Genomic DNA, 20455 nt, shown 5'->3' with positions numbered 1-20455 from the left:
GGTGCGCTGATGAGGAAACTGGTGCATTTGGCTTTTGGGATTTTAAAATCCCAAAAGCCTTTCGACCCAAATTATTTACTCGCGACCCCTTGACAGTTCAAGACAGTATCTACAAATTTATATTTTTTAATCACGGGAGTAATTACAATGGAACCTGACAAAATTATCAATGCTTTTCTCCAATGGCTGCACGAAAATCCGAGTATTTTCATGCCGACAGCATGGCAAGATTTACCCGAATTAAAAACAGAAATGGGAGAATTCGCAGACGATCAATTGTTTCCTATTGCTATGGCTATCAGCAAGTGGTGCGCCCGTCATCAATTGGGAGAAGACTTAAAAATTGCGGCCGGCAAAAACAAAAAAGAAATCGACGATGCGGGCGAACCCACCCCACCTACCACTCACCCACTAACTAACATCACTCAAACTCTGCGTCAAAGCATTGAAGATAGCTACAAAAAAATTCAAAAAGAACTCGATGCAGAGAATCAATCAAATACAGACAATGACTGAAAACAGTAAAATCTATGCCCCCAACGTCTATTTGTTTGCCTATCACCTCTGCCAACCCCTAGAATCAGAGTCGAGTTCCCCTGTGGAATTCGCCCGTTTGTGGCAGAAGTGCGATGAGATTTTGCAAACTAAATTAGCAGTCGGTAAGGCATTCAACGGCAGCTACTTGTCCAAAAAAGACGAACCTGCCGGATGGCGAGTCAACCTGATTAAAAAAGAAGTTGTTGGCCAGCGAAATTCTCTGGCTTTTGCTAAGAATATTTCCCACGAAAACCAACAAATTAGCCTCAAAGGTTTTGCCCAACCGCTGCGGATTGATGACAGCTACGCTTTGGGTTTACAAATTCGCGTTCCCGAAAAAGTTAACGGCATTAAAACACCTGCTGTCGATGTTAGCATCTTCAAGGAATTTAATCCCGATAACTGCTTGCTGCCGGATTTCGTGCAGAGTTATTTCGGGCAAACTCTGCTGCTTACAGCTTGGCTGAGTGTCGAACAAAATCACGCGGCGCGGGCAGATTCGCAGTTTCTCCAAGCTTTAGGCAAACAGTGTCTGGAAAAGTTGATTTCTGGTCAAAATCTGCCGGATTTTTACCGTCAAGGCGAGTTGTTCGGCAGTCCGATTTTGGAGTATGGTAATCCGAGTCAGCCCGATAGTTATTGTCACGTTATTATCTGGTTTTTCAACAGTTCCGCAACCGATGAAATCTGGGATGAGACGCGGTACAGCGATTTTATGGATTTGTTTCTGTACCGAAATAAGATTCTTCGCGCTTATCACGACAGCCGCAAGCTTTACGCCGTGACTCGCGAGGAATACAAGCAAATTGAACTGGATATTGACAAGACTTTTAAGTATTTGCAGCGAGATCAATATCAGCAGAGGCAATCGAAAGGTGCGGGTTTAAACGAGGAAGAATTAAAATATCTGGAAACTCAGATGATTGAGATGCCGCCTCGGGCTGTGAAGTATGCCCGAATGCTGATTGATTTGGAGTTTCGCCAAAATACGATCGCAATTAACGCCCAAAATTACCAGGATAAATTAAATCAAATAAGTCTTGACATCAAAGCAGCTAAAAAGTACAATGATAGTGATGCCGATTTAAGTTTCCTCGCAGCATTCAGTAAAGAAACTTGCCCGCAGTTTCAAAGGCAGATTCAAGCAGATTTAGGCTATTTCAAACACGGTTCCGGCTTGCTAGACCAAGCAACCGAGGCAATTAGAGCTATTGTGGCGATCGAAGAAGCTTATCGGAATGCCAAACTAGAGGTAACGATTCAAGCTGTCGGCTTTGGTTTGGGAGTAGCCGGGGTAGTGGCTGGCAGTTCTCCTTATTTAATTAAACAAGACCCGCCGAACCAGATGGTTCCTTTGCCTTTCCTGAAGGTGGGAATTAATTCTTTTGCGTTGGTATTGTTGATTAGTATCGGTGCGGGGGTTGTAGTTTGGGGTGTGGTTATGTTGAGTGCCAATTCCCAGAATCTACTAGGTAAGTTCAAGAATCTACTAAATAGAAATAAACAGTTGCCGCCGACATAATCCCCGTTCCGGGCGGGCCAATCACCCGCCCCAGAAAAAGATTAGCCTTAATATTGAGGTACAGACGGGTCTACTTCTTCACTCCAAGCAGTAATTCCGCCCTTAACATTAATCCCCTCAATTCCAGCTTCCTTCAAAATCCCCAAAGCCTTCGCAGAACGTCCGCCCATTTTGCAGTGTGCAATCAAGCGGTGGCCGTTCAACAATTCCTTGACCTTAGCGACACCTGCGCCGTGTTCGATATCCGGCAAAGGAACCAAAACAGACCCAGGAATTTGACAAATTTGATACTCATTGGGATTCCGAACATCCAACAAGACAAAATCCTTCGCACCGCTGTCGATTAACTCCTTAAGTTCTTTGACAGTCATCTCAGGAACTTGCGGTTGCTCTGCTGCTACTTTACTAAAGCCGCAGAATTCTTCGTAATCGATTAACTTTTCAATTACCGGGCGCACTGGATTCGGGCGCAATTTCAATTGCCGGAACGTCATATCTAAGGCATTGTAAAGCAACAACCTGCCGCTCAAAGTAGTGCCTTGGCCCAAGATAATCTTGATAGCTTCCGTTGCTTGAATGCAGCCAATTACTCCCGGCAATACGCCTAAAACGCCGCCTTCTGCACAAGAAGGAACCATCCCAGGAGGCGGTGGTTCTGGGTATAAATCGCGATAATTCGGGCCGCCTTCGTAATTGAAAACTGTTGCTTGTCCTTCAAATCGGAAGATAGAACCGTAGACATTCGGCTTGTTTAGAAGCACGGAAACGTCGTTCATCAAATAGCGAGTCGGGAAGTTGTCCGTCCCGTCGATGATGATATCGTAAGGAGTCGCAATGTCGATCGCATTTTCCGAACTAACGCGAGTCTCGTACAAATCAACTTGGCAAAAAGGATTAATTTCTAAAATCCGATTTTTACCCGACTCAATCTTTGGTTTCCCAACCCAAGAAGTGCCATGAATTACTTGCCGCTGCAAATTGGAATGGTCTACAACATCAAAGTCTACAATCCCAATGCGGCCAACACCGGCGGCTGCTAAATACAGCAGCAGCGGCGAACCGAGGCCTCCCGTACCGATGCAGAGCACACTGGCAGCTTTGAGACGCTTTTGCCCATCCAATCCAACTTCTGGCAGGATCAGGTGGCGAGAGTAGCGTTCGTATTCTTGTTTGTTGAGCTGGATCTCATCCAGATTAGGATTTAGCATGATATTGTGTGTAGCGCAGATTTTGAATTACATCCTATCTGAATCTTTCGCATTTTTACGTGTTTGTTATTTTTACTAATTATTTCTTAATCTCAGTCGGTTCCTGTGCGAGAATTTCCTCTGCTTGAAAGTTCCCCTCTCCGTCAAGACTCCAACTGCGGAGGTCTTCTGAACAGCCTTGTCGGACGGACACAATAATATAAGAGTATTCGGCCCAGGCCAACGTCCGATCGCACTCTGAGGGCACTGCGGGACAATCCGTGTGAGAATGATATATACCGATAATATCCAGAGTGCGATCGCGTCCATGTTTCATCGCCCGCAACATATCTTCGGGCTTAATAGCATATCTGCGTCTTTCTGTCAATCCTTTTTCTTCCGGCCAATTCTCCTCAGCTTCCGCACTCCAAGCATTTTCAGTCGGCCAAACTTCTACCAAAGTTTTAACATCGCCAGTAACTCGACCGAGCAACAAACCGCAGCATTCTTCAGGATAAGCGCTTTCGGCGTGGGTACGCATGGATAAAATGTGAGAGTCGGAAAGTGCGATATGCTGCATAGGATTTTATTGTAGATTTTATTGTAGTTTTTTTTGTAAAGTGCGATCGGGCTTTTTCTTTAACGAACCGCGAAGACGCGAAGGACACGAAGGAAGAGAAGGGAAGATAAAGAACTCACAAAAGTAACCTCATTAATTACCTGCACTTAGATATCTAAACGTGAGATTTTTCCACTATTTCTCACTTCTATTCTCTGTGTCCTCTGCGCCCTCTGCAGTTCATAAAAAAGTTACTGTAGGGTGCGCCTGGTCGCGCACCTTACCCCTTAGTTTATGTACCTATCTAGCCCTCAATTGCAATCAAGTTGCAATTAAGAGGGAGTTTGCTGCAACTCAGGGCGTTCATCTGGAACGATCGCACCTTCGACAGGACACACCTGCAAACAAATACCGCAGTCAATACAGGTATCAAAATCAATCCAAAACCAATCAGTACCCTTGACATTTTTGCCGGGGCCGGGGTGAATGCAAGCAACCGGACAAGCGCCGACGCAATCAGCAATTCCCTCGCAAATATTCGTAACAATAGTGTGGGCCATAGTGTTCTCTCAAAAGATTTTAGTTAGATAGGGAATTAGCAATTAGCAATTGGCAAAACCTTCTCTCAATCAGCAGGATACATAATATCATACCGGGTGATTTTTAACCAATTACCAACTACCAATTACCAATTACCAATTAGGCTAATTTACCGTTTCAATTGTTGGCAATCCTTCGGCATTTACCCAAGCAATTTGAGCAATTCGTCGATCGCGCGCGTATTCCCGCGCCGACTCTGCTGTCTCCCGACTCTCCAAATCTATTTCTACCCGAACTAGGTGAGTAGAGTCTCGGAGTTTGCGAGCGTAAGCAAACGCGGCGGCAGTAGCTTCAGGAGTTTGAGCCACAACCAACCAGTCGCTAGCTGGCGTCTGGCTGGGCAATTGCCCCTCTGTCAGCAAAACTTGGTGCAAATCCTCAATATTCAGAGAAAACCCGATGCCGGGGGAATTTTGCCCTTGGGGGTCGAACAGTCCCAACAGTTGGTCGTAGCGTCCCCCTTGTCCTAAAACTCGCTGTCCTGTCTTGCTGCTGCTGACAACTTCAAACACAATTCCAGTGTAGTAGTCAAATGTTTGAATTAAACTCAAATCGAGGTGAATGTGGGATTTTAGATTGGGAATTTTTGACTGGCATTGGTGCAGCAATTCGATCGCCGATTTGAGATTATTTAACGCCGATTGCTGTGGCAAATCTAAATCGAGTTTGGCAACAATTGGCAACACATCTTCTGGGCGGCCGCGCAAGTCAAATAACAGCAGAGCTCTTTCTCGCAATTCGGTTGACAGCGGCAAAGTTTCCAAGGCAATTCGATCGAGATTGGCGATCGCCCCCCGAACTTTTTGGCGCACGTTTGGCGGAAACGGTTCCAGCAATGTTGCAGTCAAGCCCGCTTCTCCCAAAACCAAATGCCACTCATCAATTTCCAAGCTCTGCAAGCACTCAGACAGCAGCAGCAGCACTTCCGCATCCGCAACCGCCCCCCCCGCGCCCAGCAGTTCTACCCCAGCTTGATAGAACTCCTGTTGCCCGCCTGAGCCAGTATCGGGGCCTTTGCGGAACACGTTAGCGTTGTAGTAGAGGCGCTGAGGCTGCCAGCGAGTCCCGGCCATCCGCATTGCAGCCGCGCGGGCGATGGATGCTGTCAATTCCGGCCGCAAACCAAGTTCTCCATCCTCGGCGTCTTGCAATTGAATCAGAGTCGATCGGTCGATCGCGCCCCCAGCCATTAAAGTCTCCAGCCTTTCTAGAGTAGAAGTAATAATCCGGTGATAGCCCCAGCGGTGAAAAACCTGCTGTAAGCGCCGTTCGATCGAAATTTTTTGAGCAACGTCAAGGGGCAATAAATCTCTTGCACCCGATGGGGGTTGGTGAACCATATCAATTTTAGATTTTAGACTTTAGATTTTAGATTGGGCCCAGAAGCTTAGCTTTATGGACGGTGTTAAAGTCTAACCAGGCAAGCTTAACATTCGACTTTAACAAATTAAGGTGTCATATCAATTTTAGATTTTAGATTTTAGATTGGGCTTAGAAGCTTAGCTTTAGGGACGGTGTTAAAGTCGAAGCAGGCAAGGTTAACATTCGACTTTAACCAATTAAGGCGTGATAGCGTTTTCGTTTGCATGGGAATAATCATTTTCCCGGTCAGTGCAAGCGTCCCGCTCTTTCTGGAGCATCCGATCTCGCGGGACGATCGCACTGACGGTATAATTCCGATGTCACCGGCTTTGATCTCACCAAGTCTTGATTGTTTTGATCGAGCTCACTCCACTGCTGTACATTTCACCATTTTCTCAAAATTCAAGACTCACAAATCACCACTTCTCACTTCTTCTTACCGCCAAACAAACTTGCAAAAAATCCTGGTTTCTCGTCACCTTTTTTGGCTTTGGCAGAAGCTTGTTCAAGCTTTTTCTTAACCTCCAAAGCCGTCGGTTCTTCAGGATTTGATGCCAAAGCTTTGTTCATCTCAAGTTTAGCCATTGTGGCTTGATTTTGTTCAAGGTAACACATTGCTAACATAGCGTGAGCCTTGCTGTGTTTCGGATCGCGTTTCACCGCTTCTTTCAACTCTAAAATTGCTTTGGCGTAACTTTTGCTGTCCATGAATCCTTGAGCTCGCCGGCAATAGGCTTCGGTCTGCGAGTCTGGGCGCGGAGGTGGAGTTGGGGTTGGAATTGGGGTTGGGGTTGGGGTTGGGGTTGGATCTTTTATTGGGGTTACATCTTTTATGGGTGAAGCAGGTGTAACCGCACCACCGCCAAGGCGCTCTTTTCGCAGCAGGTAAACCATGTTGAGTTCGCTAATTTGAGCGATCGCATCTTCGGTTTCCTTAACTGATTCGTACTGCTTGAGAGCGAGTTTGCTAACTGCGGTTTTGTAAGCTTCTTCCCAATTTTGAGCGGTAGCCAACTGTTTGGCTGCTTCGCTTTCAATTTGCATTTTCGCCTGTTCTTTAACGACGCGCTTGGCGATGGCTGCTAATAGCAGGCTGTATTCTTTGCGATCGCTTTCCTTAGAGAATTTGTTGTAAGCCGGATTGACTACTTTTGACAAAAATTGGTTAGCCCAATCTTTATCGGCTTGGCTTTCAAAAGAGCAAGTATCCGAATGCAACCGGCGGGCGATTTTCATGTAGCGCTTGCGGATGTCGTTAAACTCGGCGTCTAAGGGAATTCCCAAAATTGCGTGCTGATCTGTAAAGTCGTACTTGAACAGCCCTTTTGTCATTTCAAAAGACATAACTTTTACTCTTCCTTTCCTGGCTTTTCACTATTATTTAATGTAGCTTGAGTCAAGGGGTTCTGACCCCCGTACTACCCCCGATCTATTGCTGGGGGGCGCTACTTCCAAGAAGATAAGGGAGGAACTGCTAGCAGTGCGCTGCTGAGTTCGGCGTGTATTTTGCCGTTTGTGGCCAAAATCCGACCCGAGTTCATCTCAAAGGCACTGCCGTCATAAGCTGTAATTTGACCTCCGGCTTCGGAGACGATGACTACACCGGCTGCTACGTCCCAAGGGGCGAGTCCCCGTTCCCAGTATCCGTCCGATCGCCCCATCGCGAGGTGTGCCAGGTCTAGGGATGCGGAACCGCTGCGCCGCACGCCTTGGGTGAGGTGGGTGAGGTGACAGAATTCGGCATAATTATTGTCTGCTGTTTCGCGCCGATCGTATGCAAAGCCAGTCACTAGCAAGCTGGTTCTCAATTCTGGGATTTGGGAAACTGCGATCGGCGATCGGTTGCAGGTTGCTCCCAATCCTTTGCCTGCCCGAAACAATTCATTATGAAAAGGGTCGTAAATTACTCCAATTTGTGGTATTCCGTCGATTAAAAGTCCGATCGACACGGCCCAAAAAGGATATTGGTGAGCATAATTGGTTGTGCCGTCCAAAGGGTCGATCGCCCACAGGTATTTGCTGCTGGCATCTCCTAATTTGCCGGATTCTTCGGCGAGAATGGCGTGGTCGGGTACGTGGCGGCCCAGAATTTCTAAGATGACGGCTTCTGAGGCTTTGTCGGCTTCTGTTACTAAATCGCCCGATCGGCCTTTTTCTTGAATTTTTTCTAATTTTCCGCAGAAAGATTTCAGGACGGAACCGGCGGCTAGGGCTGCTTCGGTGGCTATTTCTAAGAAGTTTTGCAGTTGATTGTCAGTCATTAGGAATTGGGAAGTGGGAAGTGGGAAGTGGGAATTGGGAATTGGGAATTGCTTCCAATGACAACTGTCAACTGCCAACTGTCAACTGTCAACTGTCAACTGACTATTTCCGATTTTGCTGGCGAAATTCTGCGGGAGTTTGGCGCAATGCTCGTTCTGGATTCCACAGACCTTTACCCATGAGTCTCGCCCATTCTTGAGCGTTGATGAGTCGCTGCTGATATTTGGTGTTGGGCGATCGCACCGAGGCCAGGGCATAACCTTCTTTGACGAGCAGTTCGTTGAGCAAATTTTTATCTTGCCACAAATAGGCTAGTTTGCGATCGAACTGGTCTTTCTCTTCGATGTCTGATTCTAACAATACCTGTTTTCCCCCAGTTAGCTGTTCTAGTCTTTGTTTGGCTGCTTCTCCCCAAGGCTGCTGTTTTAAATCCGGCGCATCAATACCAATCAGCCTGATTTGTTCTAATAAGGCTATTTTGTTGGCTGTACTGATAACTTCGATTGTTTGGCCGCTGATGGCCCTTTCTACTTTGGCGATCGTACCTTGGGGAATTTCTGGTTTTTGGCAGCTAGCTAGCAACAGACAAAGGGCGATCGCAAATAACCGATAAAGCATGGATAATTGGTAGTTGATTATTTATCAAATTGCCTTATTCTTCATCTAATGGTAAACCGGCTCTAACTTTACCTTTGCCGAAGTAGCGGCCGAATTGCAGTTCGTACACTTCGTCTTCGTCTTGCGTCTCTACCTCGATGTTGGAACGGGGATAGCTGACGCACAGCAGGGCATAACCCTCTTTTTGCAGTTCTACAGAAAGCCCCATTGCTTCTGGCTGGTGCAGTTCCCCCGACTTGACGCGCACCGCACAGGCTGTACAAGCGCCGTTGCGGCAGGAAAAGGGCAATTCTACTCCTTGGTTTTCGGCGCTTTGGAGGATGTACCGGTCTTCGGGTACTCGCACGGTGTGGCGATCGCCTGTCTGTCTGTTATGAATTTTAATTGTGTAAGAGTTAGTCATGGAATTTTAGATTTTAGATTTTAGATTTTAGATTGGGGTTTGCGGGGCAAGATCCTTGAAATGAATGGGTTTGCGACCCAGGGAGGAGAACCCAAGCCTGCCCGTTTCACACCCTACCCATATTAAACAGCAAATTTATGCCGTTACCCCTTCCCAAATCAGATTTGTTCTGCTAAGATAGTTTAGCTGTGGCTAAATGAATGAATTTAGCCCTGGAGAGGTGGCCGAGCGGTTGAAGGCGCACGCCTGGAAAGTGTGTTTAGGGCAACTTAACGAGGGTTCGAATCCCTCCCTCTCCGTTAAACAAGCTGTTCAGGCAAAAAAAACAGCTTGCAAAAAAAATCTCTGATATGAGATAAATACTTTGATTAGAGCGAGATCCCTTGAATTCTTTTAGAAAAATCAAGGGAGCTCGCTTTTCAATGTTGGAGTGTAATTTAGGGCGATCGCCCCGAGAATAAACGCCCAGATATAATGCCAATACTAGAAAACCATAGTGACCTACACCAATCGCCACCGTTTGCAGCAAAGCGTCGCTTTATGCTGGATCAATTGCTGTTTGAATATCAGTCGGGGAATTTTAGATTTTAAATTTTAGATTTTAGGTTGAGATAATTTATATCGAACTTAGCATCAGCGAGATTTGCCCCTCTGAAGGAAGTACCCTCAGCATTTCTAATCTCTCGAACAATAGCCGAGAAAGACACAAACGCAAACCAAAGATACAGCAGCGACAGCAAACCGAAACACATACCCCACAACAGTTTGTGAGTGCTCAGAAAAGCGCTAGCCGTTGCAGTGAACAAAAAAGCCGCTGCGTAAGTCGCCACACTTCCAGCCGATGCGATCGCAACCTGTGCAAATTGGCTACGAATCCGGGAATTCACAAAAAACATTAACACCCCGCCGATCGCCATTCCAGCAAGAGCAGCCTGGGAATTATTATTAGTTGCAGTGCCAGCATAGAAAAATCCCAACAAAGCTCCTGATAGAATAGGAGAAATTGTTCCTGCCAATCTACCCGCTTTTGAGGTTTTTGGCTGTTTGCTGGCGATCGCCGAAGCGAAACCAGCAGCGCTCAAAACCCCGTACAGCAACAGAACAAAAGGCCAACTGCCAGAGCCCGGTAATTGTCCTTGAGTTCCCAAAATCAGTCGAGTCAGAACATCGCCCACAACCAAACAAATCGCGATCGCCCCCGCACTCAAAACAGCAATCTGTCGCCGAGAAAGCCCTATTTTCGCACCTAGAAAATTCGCATCCGCTAACTGAGCATTTCTAAAATTGCAGCCTCTAACATCCGCGCCGCTGAAATCAGCACCGTTAAGAACTTGTCCTTGGAACGATCTATTTCGTAAAATTTGATTGCTAAAATTTTTGGAATCCGAATACTTCATATTAGTACAGGATGCTGGAAAATATATAAATCTGTCAGTGTTCCCGTCCCCATCTCAAATATAAAATGGTATGACTTATCGACCCACGATCAAACAAATTTTGCATATTCTCGGTCTCGGAATATTGCTCGCACCAATACTACTCTACAACATTCCCTACTTTTTGCGTCCCAAACAAACAAACGAAGCCCGATCGCTCTTTCAAGGAATAGCCTACCGCAGGGAATTTCGGACTAATCCGCGTCCCACCCTAATTCACATTGTTAGCATCGACCTAAAAGCGCCGGGAATAGGAATTTTTGTCACTCCCGGAAACCCAACACCCGATTTAACAGAAACCAATGCCCGCACGGCTACTGAATTCCTGAAAGAATTTAAATTGCAATTAGCAGTCAACGGCAACTTTTTTTATCCCTGCATCGAGAAAGCACCTTGGGATTACTATCCCCGCAGTGGCGATCGAGTAAATAATGTCGGACACGCCATTGCCAAAGGCCAAGCTTATTCTCAACCAAATCCAGACTTTCCCGCCCTTTGTTTTGATGCCAAAAACCGCGCTCAAATAATCGAAAACGGCACTTGTTCTGCGGGAACAGCCTATGCAGTTGCCGGAGATACTTTGCTGGTAAAAAATGGCAAACCTGTAGCACAAAGTCAAAAAGAACGCACACAGGATAAACCATATCCCCGTGCCGTCGCGGCGATCGACAAAACAGGCGACAAGTTGTGGTTAATTCTGGCAGACGGCAAGCAGAGGCTTTACAGTGAAGGGCTGAAATTGAGCGAAATAACTGAGATTTCGATGCAGTTGGGAGCCGAGACAGTGCTAAATTTAGATGGCGGCGGGTCGGTAACTTTTGCAGTAGCATCGCCGTCAGGAGCGAAACTGTTGAATGCTCCGATTCAGAATAAAATCCCCATGCAGGAACGTCCAATTGCCAATCATTTGGGATTTTATGCGCGGGAAAATTAGGCTTTTAAATGGCGCTTTGCTCTCCAAATATGGGAGTTAAAAATGATTCTGTTCTGCACTGTACCCAAGCCGCTGCTTGTAAAAAATCGGCTGTTAAAACCTATTTAAAAAAATAAATAATGCCTCCGAATACTCAAATAAATAGGGTACTGATTGCCTTAATTACTAATACAAAACTTTGCTTAAATACCCACAAATTTTTTTATTCAGCAGTGATTTTTTTTTTAATCTGCCCAAAATCCGGGAATAATTGCTAAAATTGTAAAGAAACGTAACAAAAATTTATAATGGGCTTATGAAAATTAGCGAAATCCAAGCAGCGCTGCAAAGTTCTGATTCTCAAGACAGGCTGCGGGGGGTAACGGCTCTAAGAAAGTGCGATTCGGCGGTGGCGCTGCCGATGTTGCTGAGCAAAGTGGACGATCGCGAATTTATGGTGCGATCGTTCGTGGCGATGGGATTGCGGCAGATTCAAACTGCGGAAGCTTTTGCGGCGCTGTTAAAAATGATGCAGTTCGATCGCGATCCGAACGTGCGCGCCGAAGCCGCTAACTCTTTGTCAAGGTTCGGAACCGAGGCAATTTCTCATTTAGTGGAAGCTTTTCGCCGTGATGACAATTGGCTCGTCCGCCGCAGCATTATGGCTCCGCTGTACGAAATGCAGTGTCCTGATGCAGTATTTGAAATTTGTGCGATCGGTCTTGGCGGCGAAGATTTACCAGTTCAGGAAGCAGCAATTGACGGATTTGGTCTGCTGGCAAATACTGTGAAGCAAGAAGAGGCATTGCAGCAATTATTACCTTTAGTAAGTTCGGATTACTGGGGAATTCGGCTGCGAGTTGCTCGCGCGCTGAGCAAATTTGACAATCCTCAAGCTCGCGCTGCTGTGACCTATTTGGCAAAAGATCGAGATCATCGGGTTGCAGGTGCGACTTTGGAAGCTTCGCTTTAAAACAACGGCTTACAAGCTCAACTGTGCTATCTGCGGTATCGTGCCGAAAAAAAACCGGGTCAGGGAATGTTCACGCGGTTCTACGGCGAGGAATGGACCGAAGAGTATATTCACGGATTTTTGTTAAATTGGGAACGCAAGCTGGCACAATTGGTAAGTAACAAGAATTAATTTTAATACAAGCTTCAGCCACTATACTAATAAGTGTAGGTTGGCATGAGGAAAATGCCAATGGTCAAAAAAAATCGCAATGTAGTTAGTTCCAATTCAGAAAGTAAAGTCAAAGTCGGACTTTCGCTGACTTCTTCTAGTGCCGATCGATTAAACGTGATCGCTCGAAAGCTCGGAATATCAAGGTCGGAACTCCTAGAACGCTTGGCACAAGGCGCTCTGGATATTTCTAAGGACAAGACGGAAGTTACTGTCACTTGGAAAAAAGGTGAAGAAACTGAGGTAGAAGCCACTGACTTGGAAGGGGAAACAGCCGAAGAAAGCGAAATTAAAGACGCTAGAACGGCAGAAACTCAATTGGACTCGGTGAACGTACAGCCAAATCCGCTGCAAGAAAGTTACGAAGCTTTACAGAAGCAGTTGGCTGAACGCGAAAGTTCGATCGCTTCTTTGCAGCAGCAACTCGCTACCGAAAAGCAAAATCTCGAAAGCCAATTAGCCGAAACTGTAGCGAAATCAAGTTACGAAAGTTTACAGCAGCAGTTGGCTGAACGCGAAAGTTCGATCGAATCTTTGCAGCAACAACTCGCTACCGAAAAGCAAAAGCTCGAAAGCCAATTAGCCGAAACAGTAGCGAAGTCAAGTTACGAAGCTTTACAGAAGCAGTTGGCTGAACGCGAAAGTTCGATCGCTTCTTTGCAGCAGCAACTCGCTACCGAAAAGCAAAATCTCGAAAGCCAATTAGCCGAAACTGTAGCGAAATCAAGTTACGAAAGTTTACAGCAGCAGTTGAGTGAACGCGAAAGTTCGATCGCTTCTTTGCAGCAGCAATTCGCTACCGAAAAGCAAAATCTCGAAAGCCAATTAGCCGAAACAGTAGCGAAGTCAAGTTACGAAAGTTTACAGCAGCAGTTGAGTGAACGCGAAAGTTCGATCGCTTCTTTGCAGCAGCAATTCGCCGAAAAAGAACACCGGGAACACGAGTTTCAGCAACAGCTAGCCGAAAAATCCAGCGCTCTGGAATCTTTGCAGCAGCAATTGGCTGAAAAATCCAGTGCTCTGGAATCTTTGCAGCAGCAATTCGCCGAAAAAGAACACCGGGAACACGAGTTTCAGCAGCAATTGGCTGAAAAATCCAGTGCTCTGGAATCTTTGCAGCAGCAATTCGCCGAAAAAGAACACCGGGAACACGAGTTTCAGCAGCAATTGGCTGAAAAATCCAGTGCTCTGGAATCTTTGCAGCAGCAATTCGCCGAAAAAGAACACCGGGAACACGAGTTTCAGCAGCAATTGGCTGAAAAATCCAGTGCTCTGGAATCTTTGCAGCAGCAATTCGCCGAAAAAGAACACCGGGAACACGAGTTTCAGCAGCAATTGGCTGAAAAATCCAGTGCTCTGGAATCTTTGCAGCAGCAATTAGCTACCGAAAAGCAAAATTTGGCACAGCAATTGCAGGAAACCGTGTCGAAGTCGAGTTACGAATCTTTACAGCACGAGTTAGCAGAAAAGTCAAGTGCGATCGGCGAATTCCAAGTTCAACTAACCAAGTTGCACTCTCTAGAAAATCAATTGAGCCAGAGTGCGGCGATACAGCGAAATTACGACGCTTTGCAGCAACAGTCTCAAGAACAGCTCAGAACCATCAAAGCTTTACGGGAACAGCTAGGTCAAATGCAGGCTGTGGCTGGGATTGGCGAAGCTTATCTCAACAAGTGGCGCCGTCAGTGATTCTCTAATCAACACGGCACTGTCTAACGCTCCGGGTGCGCCCGGAGCTCTTTACCCCTAAAACGTCCTCTAAACTCGGACTCCTTCCTCTTGTAGCGATAGATTTCAACCTGTCGCTACAAGAGCTTTTTATTGCAAAATATGAGCATACTATTAAGAAATATTACAATAAATAAATTTATGACAGGCGATCGCACCCCTTTTGGCAAATCCAGTCCCACAGACACTAAGGCCCGCGTCACGGTAATTGGAGGCGGCATCGGCGGGCTGACAGCAGCAGCCCTGCTAGCCCGCAGAGGATACAAAGTGCTAGTCCTAGACCAGGCGATCGTCCCCGGAGGATGCGCTTCCACCTTCAAACGCAAAGGCTTTACCTTCGATGTCGGCGCCACGCAGGTTGCAGGATTGGAACCCGGAGGCATTCACCACCGAATTTTCTCAGAATTAGACATAGAACTTCCTGCCGCGACACCCTGCGATCCCGCTTGTGCGGTGTTTTTGCCGGGAGAAACCGCACCCATTAGCGTGTGGCGAGATCCGCAAAAATGGCAGGAAGAAAGGCAGCGGCAGTTTCCTGGAAGCGAACCTTTTTGGCAATTATTGTCTGCATTGTTCAAAGCTAGCTGGAAATTTCAAGGGCGCGATCCAGTTTTACCGCCCAGAAACTTCTGGGATTTCTGGCAATTAATTCAAGCAGTTCGCCCCGATACTCTAATTACTTTCCCTTTCACTTTTATGACAGTGGGAGATGCTTTGCGGCTTTGTGGGTTGGGCGACAATTTGCGCTTGAAAACTTTTCTGGATTTGCAGTTAAAATTGTATTCTCAAGTTGATACCGAAGAAACGGCGCTACTTTACGCGGCGACGGCTTTAGGAGTTTCGCAAGAGCCGCAGGGATTGTATCATCTACAAGGAAGTATGCAGGTATTGAGCGATCGACTTGTAGGGGCGATCGAACGAGACGGCGGCAAAGTCCTGTTGCGGCACACAGTTGAAAGTATTGTCAGTGCCAACGGCAAAGCCACCGGTACAGTGATTCGCAATCAAAAAACCGGCGAAGTTTGGACAGAGACAGCCGATCGCATTGTTGCCAACGTGACCGCGCAAAATCTAGTAAAATTGATGTCAAGCGAGCCGATTGTCGTAAATTCAACAGATAATTTAACAGATAATTTATCGGTTAAATCAGAGACTTCAGAGACAAACAACCAACTCCCAAATCAAATGGCAGGCTACAAATATCGAGTTGATAAATTGCCGCCCGCATCCGGTGCCTTCGTGATATATTTGGGAGTGCATGAAAGCGCAATTCCAGAAAATTGTCCGCCCCACCTTCAGTTTCTCTACGATTACAAAGGCGAGATTGGGGAGAATAATTCATTATTTGTTTCAGTCAGTCATCCGGGAGATGGCCGAGCACCGAAGGGAATGGCGACAATTATCGCTTCGTCATTTACTGATACTCGAATGTGGTGGAATTCGGTTGATTATGAAGGATTGAAGCAAAAATATACGGTCGGGGCGATCGCGCGTTTGAGCGAATATTTCAATTTGACGCCAGAGTCGATCGTACACCAAGAAGCCGCCACCCCCCGCACCTTTGCCCGCTACACGGCGAGAGATAGAGGCGTTGTGGGTGGCATCGGGCAGCGAATACCAACTTTCGGGCCCTTCGGATTTGCCAATCGCACACCAATTAAAAACTTGTGGTTAGTAGGCGACTCCACCCATCCAGGAGAAGGAACTGCCGGCGTTTCCTATTCAGCTTTAACAGTAGTGCGGCAAATGGAGGCCGCCTCTAAAATCTAAAAGGACATGGCAATGCCCTTTCCCTACACCAAAAATAATTAATCGCGCGAGAGATCTAACTATCGCGCGATTAATTTTAGGGAACAGTCAACAGTCAACAGTCAACAGTCAACAGTCAACCATCATTCCGGTGTCATCGGAATTGATATCAACTACATTTTCTAACTACTTGATAGAAATCTTTGCGCCCACAGCTTCAAGCTGTTTCTTCATTTCTTCAGCAGCATCCTTAGCAATAGCTTCCTTAACTGCCTTCGGTGCGGCTTCTACCAAGTCTTTTGCTTCCTTCAGACCCAGACCGGTAATTGCGCGGACTTCCTTCAGAATGGCGATTTTCTTGTCAGCAGGAACTTCTTCGAGCATGACAGTAAATTCGGTTTGCTCTTCTACGGGTTCAGCAGCGGCTCCACCACCTGTACCGGGCATCATCATCATGCCGCCGACAGGAGCAGCAGCGCTAACGCCGAAAGCTTCTTCAATTTGCTTGACCAATTCAGAAGCTTCGAGCAAAGTCAGAGACTTAAGTTTTTCCAAGATTTCGTCAGTTGCAGTAGACATTCGTTAAACTCCTAGTTCGATTGTAGATTTTGGATTTCGGATTTGAGATTTGCTCATTCATCCTTAGTTTTTCGTCTCCAGTCTTCTATCTATTGCTAAATACTAATGACTGAGGACTAATGACTAATTACTAATGACTTACACAGATGCGCTTTCTGCTTCTGCTTCTGGTTGCGCTTCTGGTTGTGCTTCTGCTGCTACTTCTGCTGAATCGCCGTCTTTTTCAGCATAAGCCTTAAGACCGCGAGCGATCGAAGTAGGAACTTGATTGATACCCACAGCCAACTTGGTTGCGACACCGTTGATAGCGCCAGCAATTTGAGCCATGAGTTGTTCTTTCGACGGCAGATCAGCTAATGCTTTAACATCAGCTTCTTTCAGTACCCGTCCTTCCATCACGCCGCCGCGAAGTTCAGTCTTCTTAGAGACTTTTTGGAATTCTTGGTAAGCTTTAATCGCGCCGCCAATATCTTCTTGCACGAACACAAACGCCGACGTACCTGTTAGCAATTCTTGTATCGGCTGCCAGGTTTCGTTGCCTTCAACAGCAATTCGCATCAGCGTGTTTTTTGCCACTTGGCAACTGCTGCCTTTCGGACGCAAACGCCGACGCAAATCTGTGATTTCAGCAACAGTTAAGCCCGTGTAGTCAATCACGATCGCCAGTTGAGATTCGCTCAAGGTTTGCTTGAGGTCTGCAATAATCTCATTTTTTACTGCTAAACTTTTGCCCATACTTATTTCACCTCCTTTTAGGATCGAAAATGGCCCGTCAAAAACCCCGACCTTCGAGCCGGGGCAGAGAATTAAAAATTAACAAGTCAGAATTAAAAAATAGAAATTTTCTAATCTTTGAGTCTTGAGTTTTTATTTCTTCAGCCTCGGCAGGAAATTAAGCGATCGGCACCTGCGGTCTTCAGCTTATTGATTTTTGATTAGGCTATCACTAGAAGGCAGACATAGCAAGGCTATGACGCAAATCTTGTGAGAGATTTACACAGACAGCCGAAGCTGTCTTTTACCTTCTGCCTTCTGCTTAATTCTTTCTACGCAGCATCAACTTTGGTATCGCGCAGAGCACTGATATCGACTTCGATCGACGGGCCCATTGTTGCGGATACGTACAGACTGCGCCAGTAGCGACCTTTAGCACCAGAAGGACGGTTGCGGTCAACAGTTTCTTGCAAAGCATGAAGGTTGACGAGCAAATCTTCCGCTGAGAAAGCTGCCTTGCCAAACATAACATGAACGATGCCAGTTCGATCGGCACGGAATTCTAGTTTACCACCTTTAAACTCGTTGATCGCCTGTGCAATGTCAGTCGTCACCGTGCCACCTTTCGGAGAAGGCATCAAACCGCGCGGGCCTAACAACCGACCCAATTTTGCCACCAACGGCATCACGTCAGGGGTAGCAATCAGGCAATCGAAGTCCATCATGCCCTTCTGAATTTCATCGATCAACTCTTCAGAACCAGCAATATCAGCGCCGGCATTCAAAGCTTCTTTAACTTTTTCGCCCTTAGCAATCACCGCAACTCTGACTACTTGACCAGTTCCTTTTGGTAGCGATACAGTTGTCCGCAACTGTTGGTCAGTATATTTCGGGTCAATTCCCAAACGGATGTGAGCTTCAGCAGCTTCGCCAAACTTAGCGGTTGCTGTTTCTTTCAAAAGTTGCAGAGCTTCCAGCGGTAGATAAGGTCTGTCTTCAACTTTCTTTTGAAGTTCTTGCAGTCTTCGCGATACTTTCTTTGCCATTGTTATCTCCTGGGGTCAGTCGATTTTAGATTTTAGATTTTAGATTTTAGATTGAACCTATCGGACAATCTTAAAATCTACCAGTTTTCGGTTACTAGCGAAGCTTTGCTTCTCCCCCTGAACCGATCGATTTTGGATTTTGGATTTTGGATTGAAGATTTTACCTTCAAAATCAGGAATTTTGGATTAGCAATTTGGAACTTGGACTAGGAAAACTCTTCCTTCTTCCTTCTTCCTTCTTCCTTCTTCCTTTAATCGGCGATCGCCACGCCCATATTTTTAGCCGTTCCTGCCACAATTTTCATTGCAGCCTCAACATCATTAGCATTGAGGTCAGGCATTTTGGTTTCAGCGATTTCTCGTAACTGAGCCTGTGTAATCGTCCCTACTTGCTTGCGGTTAGGTTCTCCCGAACCCTTAGCAATGCCAGCGGCTTTTTGAATCAAAACCGACGCCGGCGGGGTTTTGAGAATAAACGTAAAACTGCGGTCTTCAAAAACCGAAATTTCTACCGGAACCACCAGACCTGCTTGGTCTGCGGTTCTAGCATTGTACTCCTTGCAAAACATCATAATATTGACGCCGTGCTGACCCAGAGCTGGGCCGATCGGAGGAGCTGGGTTGGCTTTTCCCGCCGTAATCGCCAACTTAATTACTGCAACAACTTTCTTTGCCATTAGTTAGTTCTGTTTCTGAACCTGATTGAACTCCAATTCTACAGGCGTATCGCGCCCAAAAATCGAGAGTAAAACTTTGAGTTTGTTTCGTTCCGGGCTAACTTCAATCACATCACCTTCAAAATCCTTAAACGGCCCGGAAAGTACCACAACGTGGTCTCCAGTAGACATCGATATTTTGACAACCGGTTCTGATTCCTGAGCGTTTCGGAAGATCCGTTCTACTTCTGAATGACTCAGAGGTAGCGGTTTGACGTGACCCCTGCCGCGCCCGTAGCGGCGTTTCTGCTCTGCCCCGACAAAATTAATTACATTCGGGGTATTCTTGATCACCTGCCACGTATCCTCGTCCATAAACATACGGATGAGTACGTAGCCGGGAAAGATTTTTTCATCTGACTGTCGCCTGGAACCGTCTTTGCCGACTTTGATCGCCGGAGTTTGCGGAATTTCCACTTGAACGATGCGATCGGCAACATCCAAAGTTTGAATCCGCTGATCCAAGTTTGCCTTCACCCGCTTCTCGCAGCCAGAGGCAACTTGAACAGCATACCAGCGAGCATCAATCTCCGGCACATCTGGCGATGCTGGCTGTCCCGTCGCTTCTGTGGAATACTCTGATTCTTCTGATGCAAAAGTCATGGCCCAAACACCTTTCCCGCGCCCCAGTTAAAGAAGTTATCCACCAAATAGATCAGGCTTGCTGAGAGGATTACCATCAAAAGCACGGCCAAAGACTCGCTGATTAGCTGCTGCCTGCTGGGCCAAACCACTTTGTCGAGTTCTTCTCTAGTTTCCTTTAAAAAACCCGCAGGGTTAAACCCAGGCGCCGTTATTTCTTGAGTTTCTTGAGCTTCGTCTTTTTTCGCCACGATTTAATCCCCCTTGCGATTTTAGATTTTAGATTTTAGATTTTAGATGGTGTGAGTGGCCCGCGGCTCTCAGATTTTGTGACACTAACCACTTACGCCCAAGTCCCAAATCTCAAATCTAAAGCCACGACTTTTTTACAAGCCCAACCAATCAACGGCGTAAATGCCGATCGCCGAAACCGATGATCGAGAAGCCACACCGAGCATTTGTTGATGGCATTTTTTGCGAACCGCCCACAAAAATTAATTCTACCCGAAAGTTTGCGGTTTTGACTGTTGCCAGCCAATAGTCCGGGCGCTTTCGGGCAGAATTTAATGTTTGGTGATTCAGCGCGCCCTGGAGGACTTGAACCCCCGACATCAGGTTTTGGAGACCTGCGTTCTACCAACTGAACTAAGAGCGCACAGGTGAGGTTGCTGAAATTCGCTTAACCTCTAGATTTCTATTTTAACACAGTGCGCTCGTAAATGGGAAACTTTTTTTTGAAATTTTTCAATTTCCCATGAA

Annotated in this window: 23 protein-coding genes, 2 tRNA genes and 1 other annotated feature; of the genes, 8 read left to right on the top strand and 17 right to left on the bottom strand. The window is 46.4% G+C overall.

All coding sequences use genetic code 11. The annotated features are described in order from the left end of the window. The first annotated feature begins 147 nt into the window (after positions 1–147). The gene (locus NDI35_RS19165; protein WP_445314115.1) at positions 148–516 is read left to right on the top strand and encodes a hypothetical protein; all 369 of its coding nucleotides are present in this window, start codon (positions 148–150) and stop codon (positions 514–516) included. After that, positions 509–2059: a hypothetical protein gene (locus NDI35_RS19160; RefSeq protein WP_445314114.1), complete on the top strand. Its 1551-nt coding sequence runs from the start codon at positions 509–511 to the stop codon at positions 2057–2059. Before NDI35_RS19165 ends, NDI35_RS19160 begins: the two co-directional genes overlap by 8 nt. A 47-nt stretch (positions 2060–2106) precedes the next feature. Here the strand turns inward: NDI35_RS19160 and moeB are convergent, their stop codons facing one another. From moeB to NDI35_RS19120, 8 genes are all read right to left on the bottom strand, one after another. Then, positions 2107–3267, bottom strand: a complete 1161-nt coding sequence (moeB, locus tag NDI35_RS19155) for a molybdopterin-synthase adenylyltransferase MoeB (RefSeq protein WP_445314113.1) — start codon at positions 3265–3267, stop codon at positions 2107–2109. A 79-nt stretch (positions 3268–3346) separates the two neighbouring features. After that, entirely contained in the window at positions 3347–3826 is a 480-nt protein-coding gene (locus NDI35_RS19150) for a M67 family metallopeptidase (protein WP_445314112.1), read from the bottom strand. Between the two features lie 311 nt (positions 3827–4137). Beyond that, positions 4138–4365 carry a ferredoxin family protein gene (locus NDI35_RS19145; protein WP_006635695.1) on the bottom strand — a complete coding sequence of 76 codons (228 nt, stop codon included), beginning with the start codon at positions 4363–4365 and terminating at the stop codon, positions 4138–4140. A gap of 144 nt (positions 4366–4509) precedes the next feature. Beyond that, positions 4510–5745 (bottom strand): ATP phosphoribosyltransferase regulatory subunit, encoded by a 1236-nt coding sequence (locus NDI35_RS19140; RefSeq protein WP_445314111.1) that lies wholly within the window; start codon positions 5743–5745, stop codon positions 4510–4512. Between the two features lie 448 nt (positions 5746–6193). Next, positions 6194–7111, bottom strand: a complete 918-nt coding sequence (locus NDI35_RS19135) for a J domain-containing protein (RefSeq protein ID WP_445314110.1) — start codon at positions 7109–7111, stop codon at positions 6194–6196. A 101-nt stretch (positions 7112–7212) separates the two neighbouring features. Further along, positions 7213–8028 carry an inositol monophosphatase family protein gene (locus tag NDI35_RS19130; protein ID WP_445314109.1) on the bottom strand — a complete coding sequence of 272 codons (816 nt, stop codon included), beginning with the start codon at positions 8026–8028 and terminating at the stop codon, positions 7213–7215. Positions 8029–8131: 103 nt separating this feature from the next. Beyond that, positions 8132–8647, bottom strand: a complete 516-nt coding sequence (locus NDI35_RS19125; protein ID WP_445314108.1) for a thermonuclease family protein — start codon at positions 8645–8647, stop codon at positions 8132–8134. A gap of 34 nt (positions 8648–8681) precedes the next feature. After that, positions 8682–9050, bottom strand: coding sequence for a 2Fe-2S iron-sulfur cluster-binding protein (locus NDI35_RS19120; RefSeq protein ID WP_333282553.1), 369 nt, complete (start codon positions 9048–9050; stop codon positions 8682–8684). A 214-nt stretch (positions 9051–9264) separates the two neighbouring features. On the opposite strand from NDI35_RS19120, the gene NDI35_RS19115 reads away from it, so the two are divergent. Then, positions 9265–9349 (top strand) — tRNA-Ser (locus NDI35_RS19115). Positions 9350–9637: 288 nt separating this feature from the next. Here NDI35_RS19115 and NDI35_RS19110 read toward each other — a convergent pair. Continuing rightward, complete coding sequence (locus tag NDI35_RS19110) at positions 9638–10447, bottom strand: pentapeptide repeat-containing protein (protein ID WP_445314107.1); 810 nt, start codon at positions 10445–10447, stop codon at positions 9638–9640. Between the two features lie 70 nt (positions 10448–10517). Here NDI35_RS19110 and NDI35_RS19105 point away from each other — a divergent pair, with 70 nt between their 5' ends. The 5 genes from NDI35_RS19105 to NDI35_RS19085 all read left to right on the top strand — a co-directional run bounded on the left by NDI35_RS19105 (position 10518) and on the right by NDI35_RS19085 (position 16080). Beyond that, positions 10518–11420, top strand: coding sequence for a phosphodiester glycosidase family protein (locus NDI35_RS19105; protein ID WP_445314106.1), 903 nt, complete (start codon positions 10518–10520; stop codon positions 11418–11420). A gap of 295 nt (positions 11421–11715) precedes the next feature. Continuing rightward, positions 11716–12372 (top strand): HEAT repeat domain-containing protein, encoded by a 657-nt coding sequence (locus NDI35_RS19100; RefSeq protein ID WP_445314105.1) that lies wholly within the window; start codon positions 11716–11718, stop codon positions 12370–12372. Positions 12373–12393: 21 nt separating this feature from the next. Continuing rightward, positions 12394–12543 (top strand): hypothetical protein, encoded by a 150-nt coding sequence (locus NDI35_RS19095; protein WP_445314123.1) that lies wholly within the window; start codon positions 12394–12396, stop codon positions 12541–12543. Positions 12544–12603: 60 nt separating this feature from the next. Further along, the gene (locus tag NDI35_RS19090) at positions 12604–14271 is read left to right on the top strand and encodes a ribbon-helix-helix protein, CopG family (protein ID WP_445314104.1); all 1668 of its coding nucleotides are present in this window, start codon (positions 12604–12606) and stop codon (positions 14269–14271) included. 180 nt (positions 14272–14451) lie between these two features. After that, a complete protein-coding gene (locus NDI35_RS19085; RefSeq protein WP_445314122.1) occupies positions 14452–16080 on the top strand; it encodes an FAD-dependent oxidoreductase in 1629 nt (542 codons plus the stop codon). Between the two features lie 165 nt (positions 16081–16245). On the opposite strand, the gene rplL is transcribed toward NDI35_RS19085, so the two are convergent. The 8 genes from rplL to NDI35_RS19045 all read right to left on the bottom strand — a co-directional run bounded on the left by rplL (position 16246) and on the right by NDI35_RS19045 (position 20351). Beyond that, positions 16246–16638, bottom strand: a complete 393-nt coding sequence (gene rplL, locus NDI35_RS19080; protein WP_445314103.1) for a 50S ribosomal protein L7/L12 — start codon at positions 16636–16638, stop codon at positions 16246–16248. 138 nt (positions 16639–16776) lie between these two features. Continuing rightward, positions 16777–17373, bottom strand: coding sequence for a 50S ribosomal protein L10 (gene rplJ, locus NDI35_RS19075; protein ID WP_445314102.1), 597 nt, complete (start codon positions 17371–17373; stop codon positions 16777–16779). 29 nt (positions 17374–17402) lie between these two features. Then, positions 17403–17576, bottom strand: a sequence feature (ribosomal protein L10 leader region). A 108-nt stretch (positions 17577–17684) separates the two neighbouring features. Then, the gene (gene rplA / locus NDI35_RS19070) at positions 17685–18398 is read right to left on the bottom strand and encodes a 50S ribosomal protein L1 (protein ID WP_445314101.1); all 714 of its coding nucleotides are present in this window, start codon (positions 18396–18398) and stop codon (positions 17685–17687) included. A 251-nt stretch (positions 18399–18649) separates the two neighbouring features. Then, positions 18650–19075 (bottom strand): 50S ribosomal protein L11, encoded by a 426-nt coding sequence (gene rplK, locus NDI35_RS19065; RefSeq protein WP_006635588.1) that lies wholly within the window; start codon positions 19073–19075, stop codon positions 18650–18652. A gap of 3 nt (positions 19076–19078) precedes the next feature. Then, positions 19079–19717: a transcription termination/antitermination protein NusG gene (gene nusG, locus NDI35_RS19060; protein ID WP_445314100.1), complete on the bottom strand. Its 639-nt coding sequence runs from the start codon at positions 19715–19717 to the stop codon at positions 19079–19081. Next, positions 19714–19947, bottom strand: a complete 234-nt coding sequence (gene secE / locus NDI35_RS19055; protein ID WP_333234828.1) for a preprotein translocase subunit SecE — start codon at positions 19945–19947, stop codon at positions 19714–19716. The genes nusG and secE overlap by 4 nt, the downstream gene beginning before the upstream one ends. Before the next feature lie 151 nt (positions 19948–20098). Next, entirely contained in the window at positions 20099–20308 is a 210-nt protein-coding gene (locus NDI35_RS19050) for a hypothetical protein (RefSeq protein WP_333054361.1), read from the bottom strand. Continuing rightward, positions 20279–20351, bottom strand: a tRNA-Trp gene (locus NDI35_RS19045). Before NDI35_RS19045 ends, NDI35_RS19050 begins: the two co-directional genes overlap by 30 nt. Positions 20352–20455 lie beyond the last annotated feature (104 nt).

Origin of the sequence: Microcoleus vaginatus FACHB-2002, from assembly GCF_040004035.1 — a bacterium.
In the GTDB taxonomy this organism is placed as follows: domain Bacteria; phylum Cyanobacteriota; class Cyanobacteriia; order Cyanobacteriales; family Microcoleaceae; genus Microcoleus; species Microcoleus vaginatus_C.
Note: the sequence above shows the minus strand (reverse complement) of the source record. Positions and strands in the feature narration are given on the sequence as shown.